This window comes from Spinactinospora alkalitolerans, assembly GCF_013408795.1.
In the GTDB taxonomy this organism is placed as follows: domain Bacteria; phylum Actinomycetota; class Actinomycetes; order Streptosporangiales; family Streptosporangiaceae; genus Spinactinospora; species Spinactinospora alkalitolerans.
In genome coordinates this window covers 3,604,262-3,626,871 of sequence record NZ_JACCCC010000001.1, presented here as the reverse complement: position 1 = coordinate 3,626,871, position 22,610 = coordinate 3,604,262, and the positions used below count along the sequence as shown (strand labels likewise).

The window sequence follows — 22,610 nt, the reverse complement described above, 5'->3', positions numbered from 1 at the left end:
CACGGTGGATCGGAGTTGACGCGACCCTATAAGACCGACCGGTCGGTAGACCAGCGTCCCCTAACGGTGTTCGGTTCTGTTCGGCCGGAGCCGGCGCAGTGACCACCGTGGTACGGGAGTCGCCGGCGGGGACGGCGCGGCCGCTTCGCGGCCTCCGGCGGATGCCGGAGGCCGCGCCCTGCGGCGGACTATGCGATGGCGAGCGCGATGACCTGGGTCCTCTCCTCGTCGGAGAAGTTGTCGTCGACGACCATGACCAGGGTGCGGTCGCCGTTGGGCCGCTCCGGGCCCCAGGTCATGCCTTCGACGTTGAAGACCGGGTCGACGCCCAGGTCCCCGAGGTCGGCGATCAGGGTCTTGCGCACCGGCTCGACCTCGGGGGACCCGGCCAGCGCCGCCACGTCGCGGATGTCGTCGGCCCCTGCGGTGTCGACGGCGAACAGCCGGATGCTGTAGCCGTTGCCGTCGGAGTAGCCGCGCTCCAGCACCAGGTAGTGCCCGTCCTCGCCGGTGGACAGGATCGCGGGGACCCCGTTGTCCATGTAGTCCTGCGCCGTGGGCTCGGCGAACACGGGGTCGAGCGGGTAGGCGTACTGCGCGGTCACGGCACCGGACCGGGCGTGCTCGGTGATCCTGGTGAGCGCGCCGTGCTGCGGAGTGGGCTCGGGCCCGTCCTGAATCAGCGGGCCTTCGAGCGCGGTGGTGACGCGCGCGCCGCCGTCGATGAAGGTGAACGCCTCCAGGGTGAGGTTGCCCCGGGGACCGCTGCGGCCCTCCGGATCGAACCGGAAACTCTCGGGCAGCGGGAACGTGCGGACGGTGCGGCCGTCGCCGGACACGCGCAGGGCCGGGTTGAGCAGCGTCTCGCCCTTGAAGGTGCCTTCGGTGCTCCACCACACCCGCCCGCTGACGGGGTCGACGCGCAGCTCTTCGGGGTCGACGGCCCCGTTGCGGTCGCAGACCGCCTGGGGCGCGGTGCAGGGGTTGTCGACGGACTCCTTGTAGGGCGGGTAGGCGCTGCCGTCGGCCCTGGTGAGCTCGGTGACCGAGGTCAGGTCGACGGCGTCGACGCCGTCGGCGGAGATCTCGATGTCGGCGGTGTAGTAGCGGGCCGGTCCGATGGTCGAGCGGTCGTCACTGATCATCAGGTACTCGCCGGTGCGCGGATGCCGGTCGATGCCGGAGAGGCCGCCGACGGTGGTCCCGTCGACGGTGAGGTCGCGGGGCAGGTCGTGCACCCCGATCAGCCGGACTCCGGGCGCTTCGGCGTGGGCGGTGCCGGTCGCGGCGCCTCCGGCGATCAGGGCCGCGGAGACCAGCATCGCAGAGCCCAGTGCGATGCTTCGATTACTCAGGGTTGTCATCGACATGTGGGGATCTTGGCACACCCGACGTCGTTGCGCGGAGCCGACACGGGTGACCGGGGCGACGCGGTGCCGTATTCGGACGACCGAAACGGCCGCCGCCGTGGAGCGGCCCCGTTCGGCTCCCCGGCCCCGAAACACGGCCGATGCGGCCGTTCCTGTCTACCGCGTGTTGACATTTTATGCGTCAAGCGCCACTCTACTGTGAAAAGCCGCGCTGAGGTATTCCAGTGAATTGATCACATTCGATCGGTCCATCAGCCACCTCGTGAGAATGCGATACGTCCGGCTGCGGGGATCGCGGGCGGCCGTCCGCCGATCCATATCCGGGTCCGCCCGCAGTGGGGAAGAACATCGCCGGATTGGCGGCGAACACGGTCCCACCGTGTTCGAAACAGTGCCTGAGCAGGCAAGTAAGTAGCTGTCAGAGTCGATGGCGTCTGGAATCACCATTCCCTGACCGCACGATCGGACCGTTTCTCAGCGAGTCCGTCCCTTTTCCCTGCCCGCACCTGGGATTTTCCCGGGGAACGGGCGGATCGGAAGCGATCCGCCATTGATTCGGCGTGCCCTGAGGGGGAGACACCGCCGATGACCCGGTGTGGCCCGTACCCGCCCCGGCGTTCCCGCCGACCATCACTTCTGCAAGGTGTCCCCCCATGAACATGAACCAATTCCGCGAATCGGTGCTCTCACTGTTTCGCGCCGTGACGGCATTGATGTTCCTGCTGCACGGAATGGCCTCCCTGTTCGGCGTGTTCGGCGGCAGCCGCGGCACCGGGCAGGCCTTGGAGTTCGGCCTCTGGCCCGGCTGGTGGGCCGCGCTGATCCAACTGGTCTGCGGCGTGCTCGTCCTCGTCGGGTTGCTCAGCCGTCCCTGCGCGACGCTCGCGTCCGGCTCGATGGCCTACGCCTACTTCATGTCCCACCAGCCCGAAGCGCTGCTGCCACTGAACAACGGCGGTGAGCTGGCGGCGATGTACTGCTGGGCGTTCCTGCTCATCGCCGTGCTGGGGCCGGGGAGCTGGTCCCTGGACTCGGCCGTCCGTCGCCTCCGCGACGATGACGCCCCCGCTCCGGCCCACGCCTCACCCCGCCCCGGGTGAGCACCGCCGTCCGACCGGCCGTCCCCGCCGTGGCGCTCAGCGCTTCCAGTTCTTCAAGCCGTCGATCGCCACGGCGAGGACGATCACGCCGCCTTTGATGATCAGCTGGTAGAAGAACGGCACGTTCATCAGCAGCAGGCCGTTGCTGAGCACGCCCATGATCATCGCGCCGATCAGGGTCCGCTGCACCGTGCCGACCCCGCCCAGGAGGCTGGTGCCGCCCAGGACCACCGCGGCGATCGCGTCGAGCTCGTAGGTCTCGCCGGCGGTGGGCTGACCCGACATCACCCGCGCCGAGAACAGCACGCCGGCCAGGCCGGCGCAGGCGCCCGCGATGACGTAGACCTTCACCAGGGTCCACTTGACCCTGATCCCGGCCAGGCGCGCCGCCTCGGGGTTGCCGCCGATGGCGTAGACCTCGGTGCCGAACCGGGTGAAGCGCAGCAGGAACCACAGCGCCAGGAAGACCCCGAGCATGATCACCACGGGCACCGGGACCGCCACGATGAACCCGTTGCCCATGAGGTGGAATCCCAGGTCGTCGGCGATGAGCGGGCGGCCGTCGGTCAGCAGGTAGGCGGTTCCGCGCAGGTAGGTCAGCCCGCCCAGCGTGACGATGAAGGCCGGCAGGGCCAGGTAGGCCACCAGGGCCCCGTTGACCAGGCCGAACAGCGCCCCGACGAGGATGCCGACCAGCACGCACACCGGGGCGGGCATGCCCGCGGTCCACAGCAGCACCGAGACGACGCCGCTGACCGCGAGGTTGGAGCCCACCGACAGGTCGATGCCGCGGGTGAGGATGACCAGGGTCATCCCCGCGGCCAGGATGGCGTTGATCGACGTCGCCCTGGCGATGTTGAAGGCGTTGCCGAGGGTGAAGAAGTTCGGCGCGATGACGGCCATGAGGGCGACCAGCAGCACCAGCACGCCGAGGATGCCGTAGCGGTCCCACAGCACCGCGGTCCTGGGCCGCCCCGGCCGGGCTCCCGCGGGGCCGCCGGCGGAGGGGTTCTGCGCCGGTGTGGAGCGACTCGTCCCGATCATCGGGGTTCTCCGTCCTTGGATGGGGGTCGGTCGGTGCGCGCCACACCGGTGGCGTGCAGCATCACGGTCTCTTCGGTGGCCTCCTCGCGCGCCAGGCCGGCGACGATGCCCCCGTTGCGCATGACGAGGACCCGGTCGCTGATGCCGATCACCTCGGGCAGGTCGGAGGAGACGACGAGCACGGCCACCCCGTCGGCGGCGAGGTCGTCGATGATCCGGTAGATCTCCTGCTTGGCGCCGACGTCCACGCCGCGGGTGGGTTCGTCGAGCAGCAGCACGCGCGGTGCGATCTCCAGCCACCGCGCCAGCACGACCTTCTGCTGGTTGCCGCCCGACAGCTCGCCGACGCGCTGGTCCGCCGATGAGCAGCGCACCCGCAGCGCCGACACGTGGCGTTCGATGCTGCGGTCGATGCGGCCGCGCCGCAGCACCCCGAAGTCGCTGAGCCGTCCGAGGCCGGTGACGGCGACGTTGTCGCGGATCGCCATCTGCGGGAACAGCGCCTGCTCCTTGCGGCTCTCCGGTACCAGGCCGATGCGGTGGCGCACCGCGTCGCGCGGGCTGCGCAGGGTCACCGGCCGCCCGTCGAGCAGGATCTCGCCGCCGCGGGGGCGCTCGGCGCCGAACAGCATCCGGGCGGTCTCGGTTCGCCCGGCCCCGATGAGCCCCGCCATCCCCACGACCTCGCCGGCCCGCAGTTCCAGGTCGAGCGGGCCGACACCGGCGCCGTCGGTGAGCCCGCGCGCCTGCAGGACCACGTCGCCCGGGGGTTGCCGCCGGCGTGAATAGAGGTCGCTGAGCTTGCGGCCGACCATGCGGGAGACGATGTCCTCGGGCGTGAGGTCGGCCTGCGGGGAGGTGTCGACCCAGCGGCCGTCGCGGAAGACGGTCACCCGGTCGGCCAGGCGGGAGACCTCCTCCATGCGGTGGCTGATGTAGACCAGGCCCATGCCGCCGGCGCGCATCTCCGCCACGAGTTCGAACAACCGCTGGGACTCGGCCTCCGAGAGCGCGGCCGTGGGCTCGTCCAGCACCAGGATGCGGGCGTCCTGCGCTATGGCCCGGGCGATCTCCACCACCTGCTGCAGGCCCACGCTGAGCGAGGCGACGGGGGTGTCGGGGTCGAGGTCGGCCCCGACGCGGCGGAGTCTGTCGCGGGCCTCGCGCCGGATGCGCGGGCGGTCCAGGAGGCCCCAGCGGGTGCGGGGCTCCCGGCCCAGTGCCAGGTTCTGGGCCACGGTCAGGTTCGGCGCCAGGTTGAGCTCCTGGTGGATCACCGCGATCCCCAGGTCGGCCGCCTGCTGCGGGCCGTCGACGGTCACGGTCCGCCCGTTGATCTCGATGCTGCCGGAGTCGGGGCCGTGCACTCCGGCGAGCATCTTGATCAGGGTGGACTTCCCCGCGCCGTTCTCGCCCATGAGGGCGTGCACCTCGCCGGGGTGGAGGTCGAACCGGGCGTCGGACAGCGCCTGGACCCCGGGGAAGCCCTTGCTGATCCCGGTCATCCGCAGCAGCGGCGGGGCCGCGCCGCTCACCGCCACCCCTCGTAGTCGGCGAGGTCGCCGGGGGTGACCAGGGTGGTCTCGACGAGGATGGTGTCCTCCTCCAGCTCCTCACCGGCGCGCAGGTCCGCGGCCATCTCCAGTCCGCGCACGCCCAGCAGCTCGGGATCCTGCGCCGCGGTCGCGATGAGCATCGAGTCCTCCTCGGCCATCTCCTCCTCGGCCTCGGGCGCGCCGTCGACGCCGACGATCTTCAGGTCGTCCAGGCCGGCCTGCTCGGCGGCCAGCGCCGCGCCCAGTGCCGTGGGGTCGTTGACGGCGAAGATTCCGTCGACGTCGGGACTGGCCGTGAGCATGTCGGTGGCGATGTCCAGCGCCTCGCTGCGGTTGTTGTCGCCGTTCTGGTGGCCGACCACCTCGATGTCGGGATAGTCCTCCAGGACGTTCTCGCAGCCCTCCACCCGGTCCTGGATGGAGGAGATCGGGGTGCCGTCGACGATGAGGATGTCGCCCTCGCCGCCCATCTCCTCGAACAGGTGCGTGCAGACCTGCTCGCCGGCCTGGACGTTGTCGGAGGTGATGGTGGCCTGGGCGCCTTCAGCGGTGACGTCCACGGCGACCACGGTGATGCCGGCGTCCACGGCCCGCTGCACGGCTGGGGCGATCCCCTCGGAGTCGACCGGGTTGATCAGCAGGACGTCGATCTGCTGCTGGACGAATGAGTCGATGTGGGCGTTCTGGGCGCCGAGGTCCTGGCGGCCGTCCTCGGTGATGACGGTGGCGCCCATCTCCTCGGCGGCCTCCTCGACGCCCTCCTGCATGGAGGTGAAGAACGGGTTGCTGAGGTCCTGGACCATCAGCCCCACGGTCTGCACCTCGCCGCCGTCGTCGGCGGCGTCCTGCCCGACGCCCATGGGCTCCTCGCTGCAGCCGGCGAGGGCCAGAACACCGATGGACAGCATCGTGATCGCCTTGGTGGGCCTGCGGTGGTTCGGCATGCCTGGATTCCTCTCGAACGAGTGGTCGCCGCTTTTCGCTGGGAGCGCGGTTCACGGAGTGGGGGATCCGGTCCCGTGGTCGGGGCCGGGCGGTCGGAAGAGCAGGGCGCGCAGGTCCCCGTTGAGGGTGTGGGGCCCGGCGGCGTGCGGCAGCACCAGGGCGTCGCCGCGCCGTAGGGCGACGTCCGCACCGGTGCGCGGGCGCAGCGTCCCCCGGCCGTCGAGGACGAGGAGGGCGGCGAACCCCTGCGGGACGGGGAGGCCCCGGGCGGGCCGCAGCAGTTCGGCGCGGAAGTAGGGGGCCGCGGCCGCGGGGAGGAGGGCGCGGGGCCGGTCCGCTGCGGGCGCGTCCAGGGCGCTGCGGCGTACCAGTTCCTCGGCCTCGGAGCGGGGCAGCGCGTCGCGGCGGACGGCCTCCAGGGCGACGTCGAACCCCAGGCCCAGGTGCCCCTCGACCGGACCGTCCACGGCGAAGCCCTGCCAGTCCAGCAGGATGGAGAAGTCGGTGGGCTCCTGCACCTCGGCCACGAAGGCTCCGGCGCCCAGGGCGTGCGGCAGGCCGGCGGGGACGAGGACCGCGTCGCCGGGGTGCAGGGTGAACTCGTGCATCCGGGCGAGCAGGCCGTCGGTGTCCTGGCGCGCCACCAGGTCGGCGAGCTCGCCGCGGCCGACGGGGCGGGAGAAGCCCACGTGGGCGGTCGTCCCCGGTTCCGCGTCGAGCACCATCCACGCCTCGGTCTTGCCGTGGCGGCACGACAGGTGCCGCTGCGCGAAGCCCCGGTCGGGGTGGAGGTGCACCGGCAGGCGCTCGCCGGCGTCGATCAGCTTGACCAGGAGCGCGGTCTCGTCGCCCAGCCGTTCGCGGTGCTCCGGGCCCAGCCACGCCTGCGGGTCGGCCGCCACGGCGTCGCGCAGCAGCGTCCCGCCGGGCAGGCGGCTCAGTCCGTCGGTGGACGCGCCGAAGCGGGTGGTCACCGACCCGAGCCACTCCTCGGGTGAGCGTTCACATCGCGGCGGACCGCCCCGCAGCTCCGCGATCGCGGCCCCACCGCGGTAGAAGTGCTCCAGCACACTGACCGGCAGATGGACTGGGCGCATGCCCGAACCTCCACGTTGCGAGACGACCACTGGGCCGCTAATGGGCGACCGTAAGACAACGTTGCCTCGCCAGAGTGATCCACATCACGGCGGAAAGTCAATACCCAACTGCGCAAATGAGCGGATGTTCCGGACGCGCCCGCGCGCGAGACCCGCCCGGTGCGCGGATTCCGGGATAAGCTGAGACAACGTTATTTCGCGGGAACCGGAGGGCTCGGCGGCGGGGCGCCGGCCGGCCGGAGGCAACGTGCCGGCGCACCACTCCAGGGACAGGGAGCCATCCCATGAACGACCGAGACCCCGCACCCAGGCGCACGCGCCGACCCACCATGGTCGACGTCGCACGCTCGGCGGGCGTGAGCATCAAGACCGTGTCCCGCGTCGCCAACGGGGTCTCCACGGTGGACCCGGAGCTGGCCGAGCGGGTCGGGGCGGCAATGCGGGAGCTGGGGTTCCGGCGCAACAGCGTGGCCGCGAGCCTGCGCAGCGGCCGCAGCACCGCCACGATCGGGCTCGTCATCCTGGACCTGGCCAACCCGTTCTACTCCACCATCGCCGCAGCCGCCGCCCGGGTCGCCCAGCGCTTCGACACCCAGCTCTTCACCGCCAGCTCGGGCTGGGACGCCCGGCGGGAGTCCGAGATCGTGGCGGACCTGTGCCAGCGGCGGGTCGACGGCCTGATCATCGTCCCCACCGGCGAAGACCAGTCCTACCTGCGCGCCGAGATCGACCAGGGAACCCCCGCGGTGTTCGTCGACCGGCCGCCGACCGGCCTCGGCGGCGACTCCGTGCTCATCGACAACCGGGGAGGCGCGCGCACGGCCGTGCGGCGGCTGCTGGCCGAAGGGCACAGCCGCATCGGCATCGTCACCGACTCGCTGAACGCCTGGACGATGCGCGAACGCCGCATCGGCGCCCACGAGGAGCTGGAAGCCGCGGGCCTGGCCGATCGGGCGCTGTTCGTCGAGGCCCCCTTCGACGCCCCCGATGTGGCCGGCGAGGCCGTCGCGCGCATGCTCGACGCGGCCTCGCCGCCCACGGCGGTCCTCTGCGGCAACAACCGGATCCTCTCGGGCGCCGTGGGCGAGGTGGTCCGGCGCGGCGCGCGGGTGCGCCTGACGGGGTTCGACGACTTCGAGTTCGCCCACCTGCTGCCCTACCCGGTCACGGTGGTCGGCTACGACACCCCGTCGCTGGGCCGGTTCGCCGCCGAGCTGCTCTTCCGCCGCATCCGCGAGCCGGAGACCCCCTTCAGCAGCACGACCATCGCGACCTACCTCGCCGACCGCGGGATCGCCGCGGCCGACCCGCCCTGACCCCGTCGGCACCGCGGACGACCGCGCCCCGCAGCAGGCCCGAGCCGCCTGCCGTTCCCACGCAACTCCCGCAAGCCCCGGTAGGCGGGTGGCACGCGGAGCACGACCGGAGTACAACAGGGAGCGGTTGCCAGGACCCGCCCCGGAACAGGAGCTGATCGATCATGGGAACACCGGCCGCGGCCTACCGGGCCGCCCCCGGCGGCGCGCTCGACGTCGACCGCGACTTCTACCGGCGCCTGGGCGCGGCGACCGGCGAACGCGAACTCGTGCAGAGCTTCACCGTCCCCATCCGCTCCGGCCGCGCCTGGGAGGTCCCGGCCGGCCACCTGTGCCGCATCCGCACCCCCGAGGGCCCGCAGGTGGGCGACCTGAACATGTGGAACCGGCACGACCCCCGCGAGCGCATGTGGGCCTCGCGCACCCGCCAGCTCCAGGCCGCGCACGTCAGCACGTTCGACCGGCTGTGGTCCACGCTGCCGTTCCTGCGGCCCATGGCCACCATCACCGCCGACTCGCTGGCCGACTACGGGGTCGACGACCGGGGCGGCCGGGTGCACGACCTGCTCGGCACCCGCTGCGACCCCTACGTCAACCGGATGCTCACCGGCGAGGACTTCGACTTCCACTGCCACTCCAACCTCACCCGCGCGGTCCTGCCCTACGGGCTGACCGAGTTCGACGTGCACGACGTGCTCAACGTCTTCCAGTGCACCGGCCTCAACGACGAGGACCGCTACTTCATGAAGGCCAGCCCGGCCCGTCCCGGCGACCACATCGAGTTCTTCGCCGAGATCGACCTGCTGATGGCGCTGTCCACCTGCCCGGGCGGCGACCTGTCGGTCGACCTGTGGGGCCCCGACGCCCGCGACCCCCTGGAGGTGTGCCGCCCCCTGGCCGTCGAGGTCCACCGGCCCGCGCCGGAGCTGCTGGAGGGGTGGGCCCCGCCGGCCCGCGCCGCCTACGCCGGCCTGCACGGCATCCACCGCCCCGAATGGGCCGACCGGTCCTCCTGAGTCCTGCGGCGGCTCACCCCGCGGGCTTCTCCGCGACCAGCAGCGCGTAGCCGATCGCCCCCTCCTCCACCGCGCGGCGGGCGGCCTCCAGGTACGGGCCGACCGCGTCGGGGACGACCCCGGCCGCCGACAGCCGGTCCGGGGCGGTCATGGCGAGCACCCGCATCCGGGCGTCGATCTGGTCGATCATCCGGGCGACCGCGGCGTCGTGCCGCTCCTCGCGGATCGGCCGCAGGCCCGCGCCCTCCAGCAGCCGGCCGTAGTCGGCGGCCGGCCGGGCGTCGGCGATGCAGGCCACCCATCCGGCGATCCCCGCCAGCTCATCGGGGAGGCCGCCGGGGGAGACGGTGACATCGGTGATGCCGACGCGGCCGCCGGGGCGCAGTACGCGGGCGAACTCCGCCGCCGCGGCGGCCTTGTCGGGGAAGGTGCAGAAGGCGCACTCGCAGACCAGCGCGTCGCAGGCGGCGTCGGGGAGCGGCAGGCGCTCGGCGTCACCGAGGTGGAAGCGGACCCGGTCCGACAGGCCCGCTTCGGCGGTCCTCGCCCGGGCCGCCCGCAGCGTCTCCTCGCCGAGGTCCACGCCGTGGACCAGCACGCCGTGTTCGATCGCCAGGAGCCGCGCCGTGGCCCCCGGCCCCGAGGCGACGTCGAGCACCGTCCGGTCCCCGGCCAGCGCCAGGGCGTCGGCGAGCCGACGGGTGAGCGCGAGGCCGCCCGGGTGGTAGGAGTCCCCGAGCAGCAGTGCGACGGCGTCGCCGCCGTAGGCGGCCGTGCAGCAGGATTTGACCTCGTCGGGGTCGGCGGGGACGGGGGAGAGGGGACCGGTGCTCACGGCTCCACCGCCTTCCCGCCCACGTTGGTGGAATCCGGTGCGATGCCGGTGCCGCCGGAGGCGCCCGCTCCGTCCCCGTCGAGGGCGTTCCGGGCGATGCGCGACCCGTACGGCGACTCGACGGTCACATCGGCCAACTCGCGGGCGTTGGGGACGACGTCGGCGACCTCCACGCCCGACATCTGCGCGCGCACCTGCTCGCGGTAGCCCACCGAGTTGTAGGCGCAGAAGGGGATGATCCTGCCGTCCGGGGTGATCTCCTCGACGCAGCACTTCATGAGCTGCTTGACGTTGAGCGTGTAGGGATCCAGGAAGTCCTGGACGACGATCATGAACGCCCGGTCCCCGAGGTCCTTGGCCGCCTCGGGCAGATCGATCCCGCACGCCTCGCACTCGGCCGCCGCGGTGGCGGTCTCCAGGCTCGCCATGGTGGCGGGGGCGCCCATGAAAGCCGACGCGCTCCACAGCTTCTCCAGGGCGGAGCGCAGCCCCGGGTCGGGCAGGACGCGGTTGCTGACGTAGTCGAGGTGGTCGTCGATGTCGATCAGCCGCGGGATCGGCACCACGTCGGTCCGCTCGGGCTTGCGGTCCACCAGGAGGTAGGTGATGGAGCGGCAGGTCGGGAAGCAGCAGGGCACGGGGAAGAAGTCGCCGGGCCGGAACCAGTCGGGGCACTGCTCGTTGACCAGTTCGATCACGTCGGAGTTGGTCAGCCGGGTGAGCGGGTCGAACTCCACGTGCCGCCCGGAGTGGGTGACCGGCTGGAAGGACACCGACCGCACCGCCGGATGGTCGATGCCGAAGCGGATGATGTCGCCGACCTCGTGGTCGTTGAGGCCGCGCTCGACGGCGGCGACCAGGGTGACCGTGAGCCCGGCCTCGGCGCAGTTGTCCAGCGCCCGCCGCTTGTGCTCGCGCAGGTCCCTGCCGCGGATGGCGCGGTGGGTGGCCTCGTCGAAGCCGTCGAACTGCAGGTAGACGTTGACCGAGGTGCCGTTGCGGCCGTTGCGCTCGCCGAGCGCGGCGACGAAGCGCTCGTCGGTGGCCAGCCGGATGCCGTTGGTGTTGAGGTTGACGACCTTGATCGGGCGCTGCTGGGCGAGGTCGATGAAGTCCAGGATGTTCTTGTGGATGGTCGGCTCCCCGCCGGAGAACATCACCACCTCGGGTTCGCCCTCGGCCGCCACGAAGGTGTCGAGCATCAGCTCGCACTGCTGGTGGGTGATCGAATAGCCCGCCCGTCGCCCACCACCACCCTCAACCGAGGCGCTGCGCGCCGCCGCCTCTTCTGCCCGTCGCCCACCACCACCCTCAACCGAGGCGCTGCGCGCCGCCGCCTCTTCTGCCCGTCGCCCACCACCACCCTCAACCGAGGCGCTGCGCGCCGCCGCCTCTTCTGCCCGTCGCCCACCACCACCCTCAACCGAGGCGCTGCGCGCCGCGGTGCCTCCCTGATGCCCCGAATCGGCGAAGCAGATCGGGCAGTCCAGGTTGCAGCCGGTGTTGACCTCGATGATGCCCAGGCAGGCGTGCTGCTTGTGCTCCGGGCACAGCCCGCAGTCCGACGGGCAGCCGTCCCTGACCTCGGTCTGGAACGCCAGCGGGAGCGTGCCCGGCTTGTTGAACCGCGACAGCTCCGTGTAGGCCTGCGCGTCGCCGTAGACCAGCGCCTCGAACCAGCCGTGCTCCCTGCACCGCTTGCGCAGGTAAACCTTGTTGTCCCTGATGTTGACCTGCGCGTCCACCACGACCTTGCACATCGGGCAGACGCTCTTGGTGTACTCGACGAACACCTCGTCGCGATCGCGTTCTCCCTGGACCACGTGCACCGCCTCTCCGCCTCTCGGCCTCACCGTCTTCGACGTCCCTCGGCAACCGTCCTCGCAGCCCCGTCTCCGGCGCGCGGTGCCCCGTCCCCGTTCTCCTGCGGGCACGGCCGCGCCAAGGGGCGCCCGTCCGCACGGATGCGCCGAGTCCACCGCACCGGCGACCGGGGGGCGGACGGGATTGTCCGCCCGGTGACATTCATTCCCCGCCGGAACGTGCCGTGCGCGCACCGCGTCCGCGGAGCGCGCCGAGAGCGGCCCGCGCCTCCGCCAGGGCGATGGGCAGCGCCGCGATGTTGGCGACCGCGGCGAGGGTGCACCAGGAGCACAACCGCCGATGCCTGGTGGCCTGTTCGGCGAAGAGGTAGGCGGCCCCCGCGGCGTCGGCCGCGACCTTGCCGGTGAACAGCAGCGTCAACCACGGCCGCTCGGCCCGTCGGCGCTCACCGCTCATACCGGCCAGCACGAGTGTGATCCCCGCGCTGGTGAGCCCCAGAGCCGCGTCCGGCGTGTCCAGAACCGCGTAGGCCTCACCGCTGGCGTCCACGCGGTCGGCGTCGAACAACGGAAGCGGCGGCTCGGGCACCGCGGGCGCCAGCCCGAACTGGTAGGCGCCGACCACCCCGTAGGCCAGCGCCGAAACCAGGGTCAGCCCGGCGATCCGGCGGCGGCGCACGACGGAGCGGCTCGCTCCCAGCCGCAGTTCGTCGCTGAGCCGCTCGGCGCGCGGGGGCGCGTCCCGGCCCACCCCGCCGAAACGTGGACGGACCTGATGCGCCCGGATGCCTCTGCTCTTGTGTCGTCCCATGGCGTGTGCGCCTACCCAGCGCGCCCCGCCCATCACGAGCGCGCCGACATGCATCGGGCATCCGATGCGGTCGGTCCGGGCGGACCGGGCGCTTCGTCCCCCCGGAGGGCGGGCCGTCGAGTAGGTTCTGGGCACGAGCGGGTTCCCCGCGGGGACGCGGGGACTGCGCGCCGAGGCAGGCCCGAGGGCGCCGCAGGGACGATGGGCGCGGCGGCGGGACGAAGCAGGGGAAGGGGAGGCGGATGTCGGCGGTGGAACGGGCCCTGCACCTCTTGGGCCGCGGGGACGGCGATTTCCGGTTGCAGGAGGCGGCTTGGGTGGCCCGCTGCGTCGGGCGGGGGGAGTCCGCTCCGCTCGCCCCCGAGGACGTCTCGGCCCTCGCCGCGACCCTGCACCGCCGGACCGTCCCGCGCGGCGCGGTGGCCTACGGCGACGGGCGCACCCGGCCGAGCGTGTGGATCGTGCGCTCGGGACGGCTGGAACTGCTCGCGGGATCCGGGGCCAGGCGCGTGGTCGTGCAGATCCTGCACGACGGAGACGTCGACGGCGACATCCAGCTGCTGCTCGACATGCCCCTGCCCTACACCGCCCGGGCCCTGGACGACGTGGAACTGCTGCACCTCGAACGCGAGGACTTCGAGCGGCTGCTGGCCACCCGCCCCCCGATCGCCCGGCGCTGGCTGTCCAGCGTGGCCCAGCGGTTGAACACCAGCCACATGCGGATCATCGGCCTGCTCGGCCGCTCCCTCGTCCAGCAGGCCGCGCAGCTCCTGCTGGACGAGGAGAGCGAGCAGGGCGTCGCCCTCCCGCAGCGGACGCTGGCCGCGATGCTCGGCGTCCGGCGCCCCTCGTTGAACAAGGTGCTCAAGGAGCTGGAGAAGGACGGGCTGATCGCGCTGCGCTACTCCGCGATCGACATCGTCGACCGCGCGGCGCTGGCGCGGCGGGCCGGATAGCCTCAGCCCCGCCGTCCGCGGCACCGCCCGCGGTCGCGCCGGGACGCGGCGATAACGACGAAGGGAGCCGGGGTGCCGAGCGAGAACGAATGGCGGCGTTTCCTGGCGGAGTTCCACGGTTCGCGAACCGCCGTGACCGAACGCCTGCTCCGCCGCGCCGACGCGTCCCCCTACACGTGGCTCGCGGAGCCGCTCCGTCGTACTCCCGGCGTGGTCCTCGATCTGGCCTGCGGGTCGGCCCCCACCCGCGGCGAATTCGGCGCGCGGGGCGAGCCGTCCGCGCCCCGCTGGGCGGGGGTGGACTCCTCCGCGGCGGAGCTCGCGTGCGCCGCCGCCGGCGGGCGGCGGCCCCTCGTCCTCGGCGACGCGGCCGCGCTGCCCTTCGCCGACGCGACGGTGGCTGCGGTGTGCGCCGCGATGTGCCTGCAGGTCGTGACCCCGCTCGATGCCGTGCTGGACGAGGTGAAACGGGTTCTGCGGCCCGGTGCGGTGATCGCGTCGCTGACACCGGCCGGCCTGGGATGGTCCCCCTCCGGGATGCTCGACTGGGCGCGCGTGCTGGGCTCCGTGGGCACCCTCCGGCTGCCGTGGCCCAACCCGGAGGCCTGCGACGGTGCGGCGGGGGTACTGCGGTCGCACGGCTTCACGGTCCTCTCGGACGAGCGGCGCGTCTTCCGGCTGGGTATGGAGACCTCCGCGGACGCATCGCTGCTGTTGGAGAGCCTCTACCTGCCGGGCGTCGACGACGAGCGCCTCCGATCGGCCCGGCGCTCCCTCGCCGCCTCCTGGGTGCGTCCGGGGCGTCGCCTCCCGCTCCCGCTCAGGCGCGTCGTCGCCCGCGCCGCATGAGGACCGGGTGCGGCGAGCGCCCGCGACACGGGCCCATGAGCTCCGAGCTCATGGGCCCGCGTGTTCAGACCTCGCGCCGGCTCAGGCCGTACAGCGCGCCGGCGGCGACCAGCCCGTAGACGGCGTGGCCCACGAGGCTCATCATCGCGGCCTGGTTCAGCTGGAACATCGGCATGCCGAGCATGGCGGGCATCAGCACGAGACCGCCCAGCACCCACCACGCCAGGCCGTAGACGAGACCCGCTCCCAGCACCGGCCAGAGCCGGTCGGCGAAGGATCCGGCGAGGAGCCCGAACACCAGCCCGATTCCGGCCGAGATGACCAGGTGGACCAGCCCGCCCACCACGGCGCCGCCACCGCCCACGAGCATGGCGATCGTCGTCAGCATGCCCATCATCGCCATGAGGATTCCGAATACGATTCCACCGGCGATGCCGGCCACCACGCCCCTCCAGGCGTGGGTCACCGCGTGGGACCGGGCATGAGCGATCGTGGACATGACATCCACCTCCACATCGGCGTCGCGTCCGCGCCCTGCGGACGTGACCTGCGGCCGGCCTCGCTGCGGGCGCCTCCGCTGCGGGCACCCGCGGTCGCCCGATGGCGGCCCGCTCCTTCGCCCCGCCACCGGAGAGGGAGCCGACTCGACCGTGTCCGCATACTCCTTGGTACGCCGCTCCAGCGCCGCGCGGGCGGACTCCTGTCGCATCGCTGACACTCTTTCTCCGCGTGCGGCCGGGATACGGCGTACTCGGGTAGGGGGAAGAGGGCACGTCCGCGACCCCGTGGGCGTGCCCACCGCCGGCCGGCGGCCGTCCGAAAACGAGAGGGAGAAGAGGCGTCACCGATGATCCGCGCCGTGTGGAACGACACCGTACTGGCCGAGGCCGAGCACACCGCCACGGTCGAGGGGAACCACTACTTCCCGCCCGACTCCCTCAACCGGGGGTGTTTCACCGACTCCCCGACGCGCACGCTGTGCCCGTGGAAGGGCGTCGCCCGCTACTACAGCCTCACGGTGGACGGGCAGACCCACCCCGACGCCGCCTGGTACTACCCCAGGCCGACCTTCCTCGCCCGGAGGATCAAGGGCCACGTCGCGTTCTGGCCCGGAGTCAGGATCGAAGAGACCGAGCGGGCGGAGGCGCCGGAGCCCGGCCGCCGCAAGTCCCTGCGGGAGGGAGGAGCGTGAACCTCATCCGCCCCGATCGGGAGTTCATCACCGCCGGGAGCACGGAAGGCTCCCCCGGACGGCTGCCCGTCCTGCGGATCGGGGTCGCGGGCGGCGCGGTGGGGATGCTGTGCTGCGTCGGCCCCACCGCGCTCGCGCTGCTCGGCGTCGTCGGCGCGGGAACCGCGTTCGCGTGGGCGACCGACCTCTACGACGGCTACGCGTGGTGGTTCCGTCTCGCCGGACTGGGCACGACCGCGGCTCTGGTGTGGTGGTCGCTGCGCCGCCGCGGGCAGTGCTCGGTGGCGGGTGCGCGCAAGATCCGTTGGCGGCTCGCCGCCGTCCTGGCGGTCGCCGTCACGACCTACGCCGCGCTGTACGCCCTCACCACGTGGCTGGGAACCTTCGCCTGAACCGCGCGGCCCACGCGAAGGCCCGCCCGAGGGCGGCCGCGCGGTCACCGGCCGTGCCCCCACGACCCCGAACGCGGTGCGGACCTCGGCGGGTACGCCGCGGTGATCCTGCTGGTCGCCGCGATCGCGGCCGCCGTCATCGGTGCGGGCCTGCCCGGCCGGACGTCGGCGAAGACGCGGTGACCGCGCTCGGCGAGCAGGCGGACGGTTGCGCCGCCGATGCCGCCGGCCGCTCCGGTGGTCAGCACGCTGTATCGCGGCATGCGCGTTCCCCTCATCGGTGGGCGAGCGCGGTGTCGGGACGTGCGGGTGCGGGATCGGCGGTGTCCTCGCGCAGCCCGATCCGCCGGTGCAGCCGGCGCAGCGGCGCGGGGGCCCACCAGTTGAGCGGGCCGGCGAGGCGCATCGCCGCGGGCAGGAGCACGCCGCGGATGATCGTGGCGTCGACGAGGACGGCCAGCGCCATCCCGATCCCGAGCTGCTGCAGGAAGGTGACCTCGCTGGTCGCGTAGACGGCGAACGAGACGGCGAGGATGAGCGCGGCCGCGCTCACGAGCGGCGCGGACCGGGCGATCCCCCGCGGGACCGAGCCGACGACGTCGCCGGTGCGGTCGTAGTCGGCCTTGATCCGGGCGAGCAGGAACACCTCGTAGTCCATGGACAGCCCGTAGGCGATGCAGAACATGAGCAGCGGGATGCTCGGCTCGATCACCCCGGTGGGGGTGAACCCGAGCGGTCCGGCGAGCGCGCCGTCCTGGAAGCCCCACACGAGCACGCCGAACATCACCGTCAGCGAGAGCAGGTTGAGCACCGACGCCTTCAGCGGGGCGATGACCGAGCCGGTCATCAGGAACAGCACGACGAACGTGACCACGACGATGAGCGCGCCGACCAGCGGAATCCGCTCGACCACGCCGTCGCGGTAGTCGGCGAGTTCGGCCGGGTAGCCGCCGACGAGCGCGTCACCGGGGGCGGGCAGCGCCCGGACCTCGGCGACGAGTCCGGTCGGGTCGCCGGCGAGCCGCTCACCGGTGGGCAGCACGGCGAGCCACGTCCCCGCGCCCTCGTCGGCGGGGGTGTAGCGAGCGGGGCCGTCCGGGCCGGACTCGCCGACCCGCGCGCCGTCGGCGAACGCGCCGGCCGCCGTGTCGACCCGCGCCACGCCGTCGAGCGTGGACAGCCGTTCGGCGTAGTCGGCCAGGGCCGGGTCCGTGGCCGCAAGCTCCGGGGCGACCACCCGGATCGCGTCGGCGTCCTCGGTGGCGAACCCGGTGCGGACCGTGTCGTACATGCCGCGGACGGGCTGGCTCGCCGGCAGCACCCGGTCGTCCGGGGCGCCGAACTCCGCTCCGAGGGCCGGGGCCCCGAGCAGTACCAGGACCAGCACGGCGGCGCCGCCGCCCGCCACCGGGCGGCGCATCACCAACCGGGCGGTCCGCAGCCACACCCCGCCGTCCGACGCGGCCGGGCGCCGACGGGCGGCGCGGTGACCGAGCAGCCGCAGTGCGGCGGGCAGGACCACCACCGCTCCGGCGACGGCGGTCAGCACCACCGCGATGCCGGCGTAGGCGAACGACGACAGGAACGGGAAGGGGAACACCAGCAGCACCGCCAGCGACGCGGCGACGGTGACCCCGCTGAAGACCACGGTGCGGCCCGCGACGCCGACGGCGCGCCGCACCGCGGTCTCGACCGTCCGCCCCGCGGCCAGCTCCTCGCGGTAGCGGTAGGTGACGAACAGGCCGTAGTCGACGCCGAGGCCGATACCCATGACCAGCGCGATGTTCGACGCGAACGTGGAGATCTCGGTGAACAGCGCGACCACGCGCAGGATGCCCAGCGTGCCGACGACGGAGAACACCCCGATCGCGAGCGTGGCGAGCGCGGGCGCGATCCGGCGGTAGACCGCCCACAGCAGCAGCGCCACCAGCGGCAGGATGATCAGCTCGGCCTGCAGGAAGTCGGTCCGGGCCTGCTCGGCGACCACGCGGAAGACCTCGTCGCCGCCGCCGAGTTGGACGGCGATCGGCCCGCCGTCCGCGGGCGCCACCACGTCGGCCTCGATGCCGGGCAGCACCGTGCCGCGCACGTGGTCGGCGTCCCCGGGCACCCAGGCCAGCACCAGGGCGTGCCGGGCGTCCTCGCTGGCCAGCGTGCGCGGCGCGTCCGCGCTCCAGTACGACCAGACGTCCCGCACGCCGGGATGGCCCGACAACCGGTCGGCGAGCCCGCGCCCGGCCGCGGCGACATCGGCGTCGTCGACGGTGCCGTCGACCGCGGTGACCAGCACGGCCACGTTCGGGCTGCCGGTGTCGAACCGCTCGGCCAGCACGGAGCGGGCCGCGAGCGACTCCGAGCCGGGGGCCTCGTAGCGGTTGAGGGACAGCGCGTCGACGGCGCCCGCCGCCAGTACGCCGAGACCGGCGAACACCAGACCGGCGATGAGGAGTACCCGGCCTGGGAAGCGGGTGGCGAGACGCCCGATCATGGGCCGCCCTTCTGTTAGCGTACGACGAACACGAGCGATTGGTCGCGTTCTTGGTGCGGCCGAGATTACGAGCACTTGCTCGTATTGTCTAGCGGCGGATGAAGGATGTGAGCATGGCCACCGGGGAGAGGGCACAGCGGGCGCCGAAGCGGCAGGCGCGCGGCGAGCGCCGGATCGGGCAGATCCTCGGAGCCGCGACCGAGGTGTTCGCCGAGGCCGGCTACGAGGCGGCGACGACCAACGCGATCGCGGCCCGTGCCGGGATCTCCCCCGGCTCGCTCTACCAGTTCTTCGGCAACAAGGACGACATCGTCCGCGCGCTGGCGGAGCGCTACGCCGGTGAGCTCGCGGGGGCGCACGCCGCAGCCTTCGAGGGGGACGACCTCGCCGCACTGCCGACCGAGTCGCTCGTGCGCCGGGTGCTCGGCCCGCTGATCCGCTTCAACCGGGAGCACCGGGGATTCAAGGTGCTCTTCGCGCGCACCGACCTGCCGCCGGCGCTCACCGAGGCCACCGCGCCGCTGCACGAGGCGATGCTGCAGCGCGTCACCGCCCTCTTCGCCGTGCGCGCGCCCGAGCGGGCCCCCGAGGACCTGCGGCACGCAGCCGTCGTCGCGATCCAACTGGTCAAGGCCCTCATGCCGCTCATCGTCGGCGGCGGGCCCGCCGAAGGGGCCCGGTTCGAACGCGAGCTGCACACCCTGCTCGTCGACTACCTGACCCGGGTCCTCGGAGCATCGCCGGCCGACTGACGCGGGCGTTCGGTCGCGTGCCGCGCGTGCTGCGAGCGGTGCCCGCGTGCAGCCGCTCCAGGTCGGGGCGCATGATGTTCACGATGGCCCCCTGCGCGGCCTTCTCGAAGAGGGCGTAGTCGATGCCGGCCCTCTTGCGCCCCCGCTCGTCCACGTAGCGGAACTCCGCGGCCCGGTGGCCGAGCTCCCTCAGCCGCGGCAGCAGGCCCATCGCGCTCAGGGCCTCGAAGCCGGGGCCGAAGAAGTCGATCATGTACCCCTGGGTCCGCGGACCGGGGCCTTGGCCACGACGCACACCTCCCAGCCGTGGTGGCGGAGCCGGCGGGCCAGGGCCAGACCGGCGATGCCCGCGCCGCAGACGACCGCTCTCATCGGTTCTCTCCCTTCTCTCCCTCTCCTTCTCCTCGGGCGGTGACGATGTCGCGTACGAGCGGGGCGATCCGCGCGGCCGAGAGCCCGGGATCCAGCCCCTTGTGGAGCACGAAGCCGTCGAGGACGGCCATGAGCAGGGTCGCCGCGTCCTCGGGCGCGTGGTGCCCGGCCCGGGCCAGGCGTTCGGCGAGGTCGCCGTGGAAGTCCGCGATCAGCTCGCTCATCCGGGCGCGCAGTTCCTCGTCGCGGGTGGCGACCAGGTAGGCCTCGCTGAAGAGCAGGGACTCGGGGTCGCGCCCGGTGTAGTGGTCCAGGAAGGACAGCATCGCGTCGACGCCGTCGGCCGGGGTGGCCGCCCCGGCGAGCACCGCGGCGGTGTCGTCCAGGGTGCGGCGCATCGCGTCCAGCGCGGCCCGGCGCAGCAGGGCCGGGAGCGACTCGAAGTGGTAGTGCACCAGGCCGGGGCGCACCCCGGCCCGCTGGGCCAGGATCCGGGTGCTCACGGCGTTCCAGCCGAGCTCGCCGATCAGCGCTCGGGCCGCGGCCAGCAGCTTCTCCCGCACCTCGCGGCCGCGTTCAGCGGGGGTCGGCGGTGTCATCCACTCCTCCTTGGTCGACTGCACTGGGCGACTGACCAATCATAACGCGAGCCCGCCCGACCCGGCGGCAGGGGCGGCGCGCTTTCGGCGATCTCGGCCTTGAGTTTCAACCTCGGCCACCGGGGGGTGTGAAGCTCAGCCGAAGCAGGGATCCGCGGTGGCCGGGCGATCCCTCCTGGGGCGGGCCTTCACGACCCCCTGGAGTCGAGGTGGAGGGGACCCACCCGCGCGCCTACTCCGCCCCGGGGCCGAGGTCAAAACTCACGTCGACCTTGTGGGACATGAAAACGTTGCGATAACCCCGGCAACCTCAAGATCGGCGCGGGAGCCACCGCACAGCAGACCGTTGCCGCCCGTCCGCCGAAGATCCAGGCTCCACCTGACTTCCGCAGACCTCGGTACGGCCTCAAGACGGGTGGGAAGGGGAGCGGGGCGGCTCGAAGGCCTTGCGGGCGGCGCGGGTGAAGTCGTCAATGTCGTGGGGCTGGATGCCGCGGAGACCGAAGGCCGCGCGCAGCGCCGGATCGTAGAAGCCGGTGTCGGGATCGGAGCCGATGCCCTTGATGCGCTCGTGTACCCGGCGCCGCACCAGCTCGCCCTCCGGGGTGAGCGGGGAGCGCTTGGTCACCGCCCCGGCGAGGGTGCCGGTCAGCGCGGCGGCCGCGAACGCGTACGCCGCGCCGTCCAGGAGCGGCCACGGCTGGGGGCCGAGCATGGACAGCAGGCAGGCGCCGCTGCCGATCCAGCCGACGGCCCCGACGGCGACGATCCAGGGCCGCATCGGCGAGGTCGCGGAGTGGAGCAGTCCGTATTTCACGGCCTCCTCGCGCGCCGCGTCGGCCACCGTCCTCGAGAGCATCCGCGGCGTCCCCAGGGAGCCGAGGAAGCATCCGGGCTCGGCCTCGCCGTCTCCGTCCCCTCCTCCCGCAGACTCGGTGACGTGCTCCACCAGCAGGCGCTCGAAGCCCGCCATCCGGGTGGACGCCTCCTCGGAGTGGTCGGGGCCCGGCTCGATCCACCAGTCCGGCCCACGGCGCTCGATCCGCAGCAACCCGCGCATGTGCAGGTCCACCAGGGTGGCCACGGTGATGCGGCGGGCCTGACCGGTGCTTTGCGCCCCCCGGGTGGCCACGGCGGCGGCGACCGCCGGCGGGAGGGCGTGCACCGCCACGGACCCGCTGCCGCCACCGCCCCGAGGCCGAGTGGCCAGCGGCAGGAGGGGCAGCGGCAGCAGGAGCACCACCGCGATGGCCGACCCCCACAGGGTGGGGGTGTACGGGCTCGCCGTTCCGAGCCCGGCCTCGTCGATCGGGCCCTCGGACAGGCCGAGCACGACCGGCGTGCCCGGCCATCCGTCGATGTCGTGCCACACGACCCTGGCGGCGCGGTCGGCCGAAGAGGCCCGGCAGTGGTCCTCGTGACCGCCGCAGCGCACGTCGGTGACGGGAGTCGGGGTGCGCACCGTGATCTCGGCGCGCTCCACGGGAGCGTCCCACTCGTCGCCGATGAAGTTCCAGTCGAGCTCGACTCCCTGCCCGGTGTCGGCGTGGTCGAGCGCCCCGGTGACCACGTAGGAGATGACGTAGTCGTGGACGCCGGTCACCTCCGTGCCGGGATCGCCGATGCGCAGCGTGAGGTCGTGCCCGTCGTCCTCGGTCTCGACGGCGGCGGGCGCGTCGGGACTCTGCACCTCGATGTCGCTGTAGGAGAACGACTCGCGCTCGAAGGTGCCGCCGCCGCGCTCGCGCGGCAGCAGCCGCACCGGTCCGTGCCGGTCGGGGGCCTGGGTGAAGTCGTAGGTGATCCGCTCGGTGACGCGCATGGAGCCGTCGCGCCGGACCTCGGCGTCGGCCGCGTAGGAGGTGACGCGCTCCTCGGAGGCGGAGGCGGCGGCGGGAGCGAGCGCGGTCGCGGCGAGGACCGCGGCGGGCAGCAGCGCGCGCAGGCGCCGGAGAATCGGTAGGGGAGCGATGTGCGGCGGCATGTGGGACCAGTGCTCGTGCTCGGCGGCGGAGGGTGCGGGCGCACCGCCCGCGGTCGGACTCTAGCGCGCCACCCGGGACCGCGTGCGGATGGCCGCCGGCGTAGCAGCGCCGT

General features: G+C 72.9%; 22 protein-coding genes. 8 read left to right on the top strand and 14 right to left on the bottom strand.

What is annotated here, in order from left to right; genetic code table 11:
• Positions 1-188: 188 nt before the first annotated feature.
• Positions 189-1,370 (bottom strand): esterase-like activity of phytase family protein, encoded by a 1,182-nt coding sequence (locus HDA32_RS16100; RefSeq protein WP_218882492.1) that lies wholly within the window; start codon positions 1,368-1,370, stop codon positions 189-191.
• 653 nt (positions 1,371-2,023) lie between these two features.
• On the opposite strand from HDA32_RS16100, the gene HDA32_RS16095 reads away from it, so the two are divergent.
• Positions 2,024-2,470, top strand: coding sequence for a DoxX family protein (locus HDA32_RS16095; protein WP_179643968.1), 447 nt, complete (start codon positions 2,024-2,026; stop codon positions 2,468-2,470).
• A gap of 36 nt (positions 2,471-2,506) precedes the next feature.
• Here HDA32_RS16095 and HDA32_RS16090 read toward each other — a convergent pair whose 3' ends face one another.
• The 4 genes from HDA32_RS16090 to HDA32_RS16075 are packed head-to-tail and all read right to left on the bottom strand — an operon-like array spanning position 2,507 to position 7,112.
• Positions 2,507-3,514, bottom strand: a complete 1,008-nt coding sequence (locus tag HDA32_RS16090; RefSeq protein ID WP_179643967.1) for an ABC transporter permease — start codon at positions 3,512-3,514, stop codon at positions 2,507-2,509.
• Positions 3,511-5,049: a sugar ABC transporter ATP-binding protein gene (locus tag HDA32_RS16085; RefSeq protein ID WP_218882491.1), complete on the bottom strand. Its 1,539-nt coding sequence runs from the start codon at positions 5,047-5,049 to the stop codon at positions 3,511-3,513. The genes HDA32_RS16090 and HDA32_RS16085 overlap by 4 nt, the downstream gene beginning before the upstream one ends.
• Complete coding sequence (locus HDA32_RS16080) at positions 5,046-6,014, bottom strand: ABC transporter substrate-binding protein (protein ID WP_179643966.1); 969 nt, start codon at positions 6,012-6,014, stop codon at positions 5,046-5,048. Before HDA32_RS16080 ends, HDA32_RS16085 begins: the two co-directional genes overlap by 4 nt.
• A gap of 51 nt (positions 6,015-6,065) precedes the next feature.
• On the bottom strand, positions 6,066-7,112 hold the full coding sequence (locus tag HDA32_RS16075) for a class I mannose-6-phosphate isomerase (RefSeq protein WP_179643965.1): 1,047 nt from the start codon (positions 7,110-7,112) through the stop codon (positions 6,066-6,068).
• A gap of 284 nt (positions 7,113-7,396) precedes the next feature.
• Between HDA32_RS16075 and HDA32_RS16070 the strand changes: the two genes are divergently transcribed.
• Entirely contained in the window at positions 7,397-8,428 is a 1,032-nt protein-coding gene (locus HDA32_RS16070; RefSeq protein WP_218882490.1) for a LacI family DNA-binding transcriptional regulator, read from the top strand.
• 164 nt (positions 8,429-8,592) lie between these two features.
• A complete protein-coding gene (locus tag HDA32_RS16065) occupies positions 8,593-9,444 on the top strand; it encodes an urea carboxylase-associated family protein (protein WP_179643964.1) in 852 nt (283 codons plus the stop codon).
• Between the two features lie 13 nt (positions 9,445-9,457).
• Here HDA32_RS16065 and HDA32_RS16060 read toward each other — a convergent pair whose 3' ends face one another.
• From HDA32_RS16060 to HDA32_RS16045, 3 genes are all read right to left on the bottom strand, one after another.
• Positions 9,458-10,279 (bottom strand): class I SAM-dependent methyltransferase, encoded by an 822-nt coding sequence (locus HDA32_RS16060; RefSeq protein WP_179643963.1) that lies wholly within the window; start codon positions 10,277-10,279, stop codon positions 9,458-9,460.
• The gene (locus HDA32_RS16055) at positions 10,276-12,102 is read right to left on the bottom strand and encodes a radical SAM protein (protein WP_312863202.1); all 1,827 of its coding nucleotides are present in this window, start codon (positions 12,100-12,102) and stop codon (positions 10,276-10,278) included. Before HDA32_RS16055 ends, HDA32_RS16060 begins: the two co-directional genes overlap by 4 nt.
• 202 nt (positions 12,103-12,304) lie before the next feature.
• Positions 12,305-12,913: a vitamin K epoxide reductase family protein gene (locus HDA32_RS16045; RefSeq protein WP_179643962.1), complete on the bottom strand. Its 609-nt coding sequence runs from the start codon at positions 12,911-12,913 to the stop codon at positions 12,305-12,307.
• Between the two features lie 242 nt (positions 12,914-13,155).
• Between HDA32_RS16045 and HDA32_RS16040 the strand changes: the two genes are divergently transcribed.
• The gene (locus HDA32_RS16040) at positions 13,156-13,869 is read left to right on the top strand and encodes a Crp/Fnr family transcriptional regulator (protein WP_179643961.1); all 714 of its coding nucleotides are present in this window, start codon (positions 13,156-13,158) and stop codon (positions 13,867-13,869) included.
• A gap of 72 nt (positions 13,870-13,941) precedes the next feature.
• Positions 13,942-14,718 carry a class I SAM-dependent methyltransferase gene (locus HDA32_RS16035; protein ID WP_179643960.1) on the top strand — a complete coding sequence of 259 codons (777 nt, stop codon included), beginning with the start codon at positions 13,942-13,944 and terminating at the stop codon, positions 14,716-14,718.
• Positions 14,719-14,782: 64 nt separating this feature from the next.
• Here HDA32_RS16035 and HDA32_RS16030 read toward each other — a convergent pair whose 3' ends face one another.
• Positions 14,783-15,217 (bottom strand): hypothetical protein, encoded by a 435-nt coding sequence (locus HDA32_RS16030; RefSeq protein ID WP_179643959.1) that lies wholly within the window; start codon positions 15,215-15,217, stop codon positions 14,783-14,785.
• 348 nt (positions 15,218-15,565) lie between these two features.
• On the opposite strand from HDA32_RS16030, the gene HDA32_RS16025 reads away from it, so the two are divergent.
• Together HDA32_RS16025 and HDA32_RS16020 are read left to right on the top strand one after the other, a co-directional pair.
• Positions 15,566-15,910, top strand: coding sequence for a DUF427 domain-containing protein (locus HDA32_RS16025; protein ID WP_179643958.1), 345 nt, complete (start codon positions 15,566-15,568; stop codon positions 15,908-15,910).
• Positions 15,907-16,302 (top strand): hypothetical protein, encoded by a 396-nt coding sequence (locus HDA32_RS16020; RefSeq protein WP_218882489.1) that lies wholly within the window; start codon positions 15,907-15,909, stop codon positions 16,300-16,302. Before HDA32_RS16025 ends, HDA32_RS16020 begins: the two co-directional genes overlap by 4 nt.
• 44 nt (positions 16,303-16,346) lie before the next feature.
• Here the strand turns inward: HDA32_RS16020 and HDA32_RS16015 are convergent, their stop codons facing one another.
• Positions 16,347-16,565, bottom strand: coding sequence for a hypothetical protein (locus HDA32_RS16015; RefSeq protein ID WP_179643957.1), 219 nt, complete (start codon positions 16,563-16,565; stop codon positions 16,347-16,349).
• An 11-nt stretch (positions 16,566-16,576) separates the two neighbouring features.
• Positions 16,577-18,790 (bottom strand): MMPL family transporter, encoded by a 2,214-nt coding sequence (locus HDA32_RS16010; RefSeq protein ID WP_179643956.1) that lies wholly within the window; start codon positions 18,788-18,790, stop codon positions 16,577-16,579.
• A 113-nt stretch (positions 18,791-18,903) separates the two neighbouring features.
• Between HDA32_RS16010 and HDA32_RS16005 the strand changes: the two genes are divergently transcribed.
• Positions 18,904-19,542 carry a TetR/AcrR family transcriptional regulator gene (locus HDA32_RS16005; RefSeq protein ID WP_179643955.1) on the top strand — a complete coding sequence of 213 codons (639 nt, stop codon included), beginning with the start codon at positions 18,904-18,906 and terminating at the stop codon, positions 19,540-19,542.
• A 249-nt stretch (positions 19,543-19,791) separates the two neighbouring features.
• Here HDA32_RS16005 and HDA32_RS32095 read toward each other — a convergent pair whose 3' ends face one another.
• The 3 genes from HDA32_RS32095 to HDA32_RS15990 form a co-directional block, all read right to left on the bottom strand.
• Positions 19,792-19,914, bottom strand: a complete 123-nt coding sequence (locus HDA32_RS32095; protein WP_376766963.1) for an FAD-dependent oxidoreductase — start codon at positions 19,912-19,914, stop codon at positions 19,792-19,794.
• Entirely contained in the window at positions 19,911-20,513 is a 603-nt protein-coding gene (locus HDA32_RS15995) for a TetR/AcrR family transcriptional regulator (RefSeq protein WP_179643954.1), read from the bottom strand. The genes HDA32_RS32095 and HDA32_RS15995 overlap by 4 nt, the downstream gene beginning before the upstream one ends.
• Before the next feature lie 406 nt (positions 20,514-20,919).
• Complete coding sequence (locus HDA32_RS15990; RefSeq protein ID WP_179643953.1) at positions 20,920-22,497, bottom strand: DUF2207 domain-containing protein; 1,578 nt, start codon at positions 22,495-22,497, stop codon at positions 20,920-20,922.
• Positions 22,498-22,610: the final 113 nt, after the last annotated feature.

What these genes read in the sequence shown, in the direction of transcription:
- HDA32_RS16100 (WP_218882492.1), bottom strand. Translation starts at nt 1,370, where the DNA reads ATGTCGATGACAACCCTGAGTAATCGAAGCATCGCACTGGGCTCTGCG.
- HDA32_RS16095 (WP_179643968.1), top strand. Translation starts at nt 2,024, where the DNA reads ATGAACATGAACCAATTCCGCGAATCGGTGCTCTCACTGTTTCGCGCC.
- HDA32_RS16090 (WP_179643967.1), bottom strand. Translation starts at nt 3,514, where the DNA reads ATGATCGGGACGAGTCGCTCCACACCGGCGCAGAACCCCTCCGCCGGC.
- HDA32_RS16080 (WP_179643966.1), bottom strand. Translation starts at nt 6,014, where the DNA reads ATGCCGAACCACCGCAGGCCCACCAAGGCGATCACGATGCTGTCCATC.
- HDA32_RS16075 (WP_179643965.1), bottom strand. Translation starts at nt 7,112, where the DNA reads ATGCGCCCAGTCCATCTGCCGGTCAGTGTGCTGGAGCACTTCTACCGC.
- HDA32_RS16070 (WP_218882490.1), top strand. Translation starts at nt 7,397, where the DNA reads ATGAACGACCGAGACCCCGCACCCAGGCGCACGCGCCGACCCACCATG.
- HDA32_RS16065 (WP_179643964.1), top strand. Translation starts at nt 8,593, where the DNA reads ATGGGAACACCGGCCGCGGCCTACCGGGCCGCCCCCGGCGGCGCGCTC.
- HDA32_RS16045 (WP_179643962.1), bottom strand. Translation starts at nt 12,913, where the DNA reads ATGGGACGACACAAGAGCAGAGGCATCCGGGCGCATCAGGTCCGTCCA.
- HDA32_RS16040 (WP_179643961.1), top strand. Translation starts at nt 13,156, where the DNA reads ATGTCGGCGGTGGAACGGGCCCTGCACCTCTTGGGCCGCGGGGACGGC.
- HDA32_RS16030 (WP_179643959.1), bottom strand. Translation starts at nt 15,217, where the DNA reads ATGTCCACGATCGCTCATGCCCGGTCCCACGCGGTGACCCACGCCTGG.
- HDA32_RS16025 (WP_179643958.1), top strand. Translation starts at nt 15,566, where the DNA reads ATGATCCGCGCCGTGTGGAACGACACCGTACTGGCCGAGGCCGAGCAC.
- HDA32_RS16015 (WP_179643957.1), bottom strand. Translation starts at nt 16,565, where the DNA reads ATGCCGCGATACAGCGTGCTGACCACCGGAGCGGCCGGCGGCATCGGC.
- HDA32_RS16010 (WP_179643956.1), bottom strand. Translation starts at nt 18,790, where the DNA reads ATGATCGGGCGTCTCGCCACCCGCTTCCCAGGCCGGGTACTCCTCATC.
- HDA32_RS16005 (WP_179643955.1), top strand. Translation starts at nt 18,904, where the DNA reads ATGGCCACCGGGGAGAGGGCACAGCGGGCGCCGAAGCGGCAGGCGCGC.
- HDA32_RS32095 (WP_376766963.1), bottom strand. Translation starts at nt 19,914, where the DNA reads ATGAGAGCGGTCGTCTGCGGCGCGGGCATCGCCGGTCTGGCCCTGGCC.
- HDA32_RS15995 (WP_179643954.1), bottom strand. Translation starts at nt 20,513, where the DNA reads ATGACACCGCCGACCCCCGCTGAACGCGGCCGCGAGGTGCGGGAGAAG.
- HDA32_RS15990 (WP_179643953.1), bottom strand. Translation starts at nt 22,497, where the DNA reads ATGCCGCCGCACATCGCTCCCCTACCGATTCTCCGGCGCCTGCGCGCG.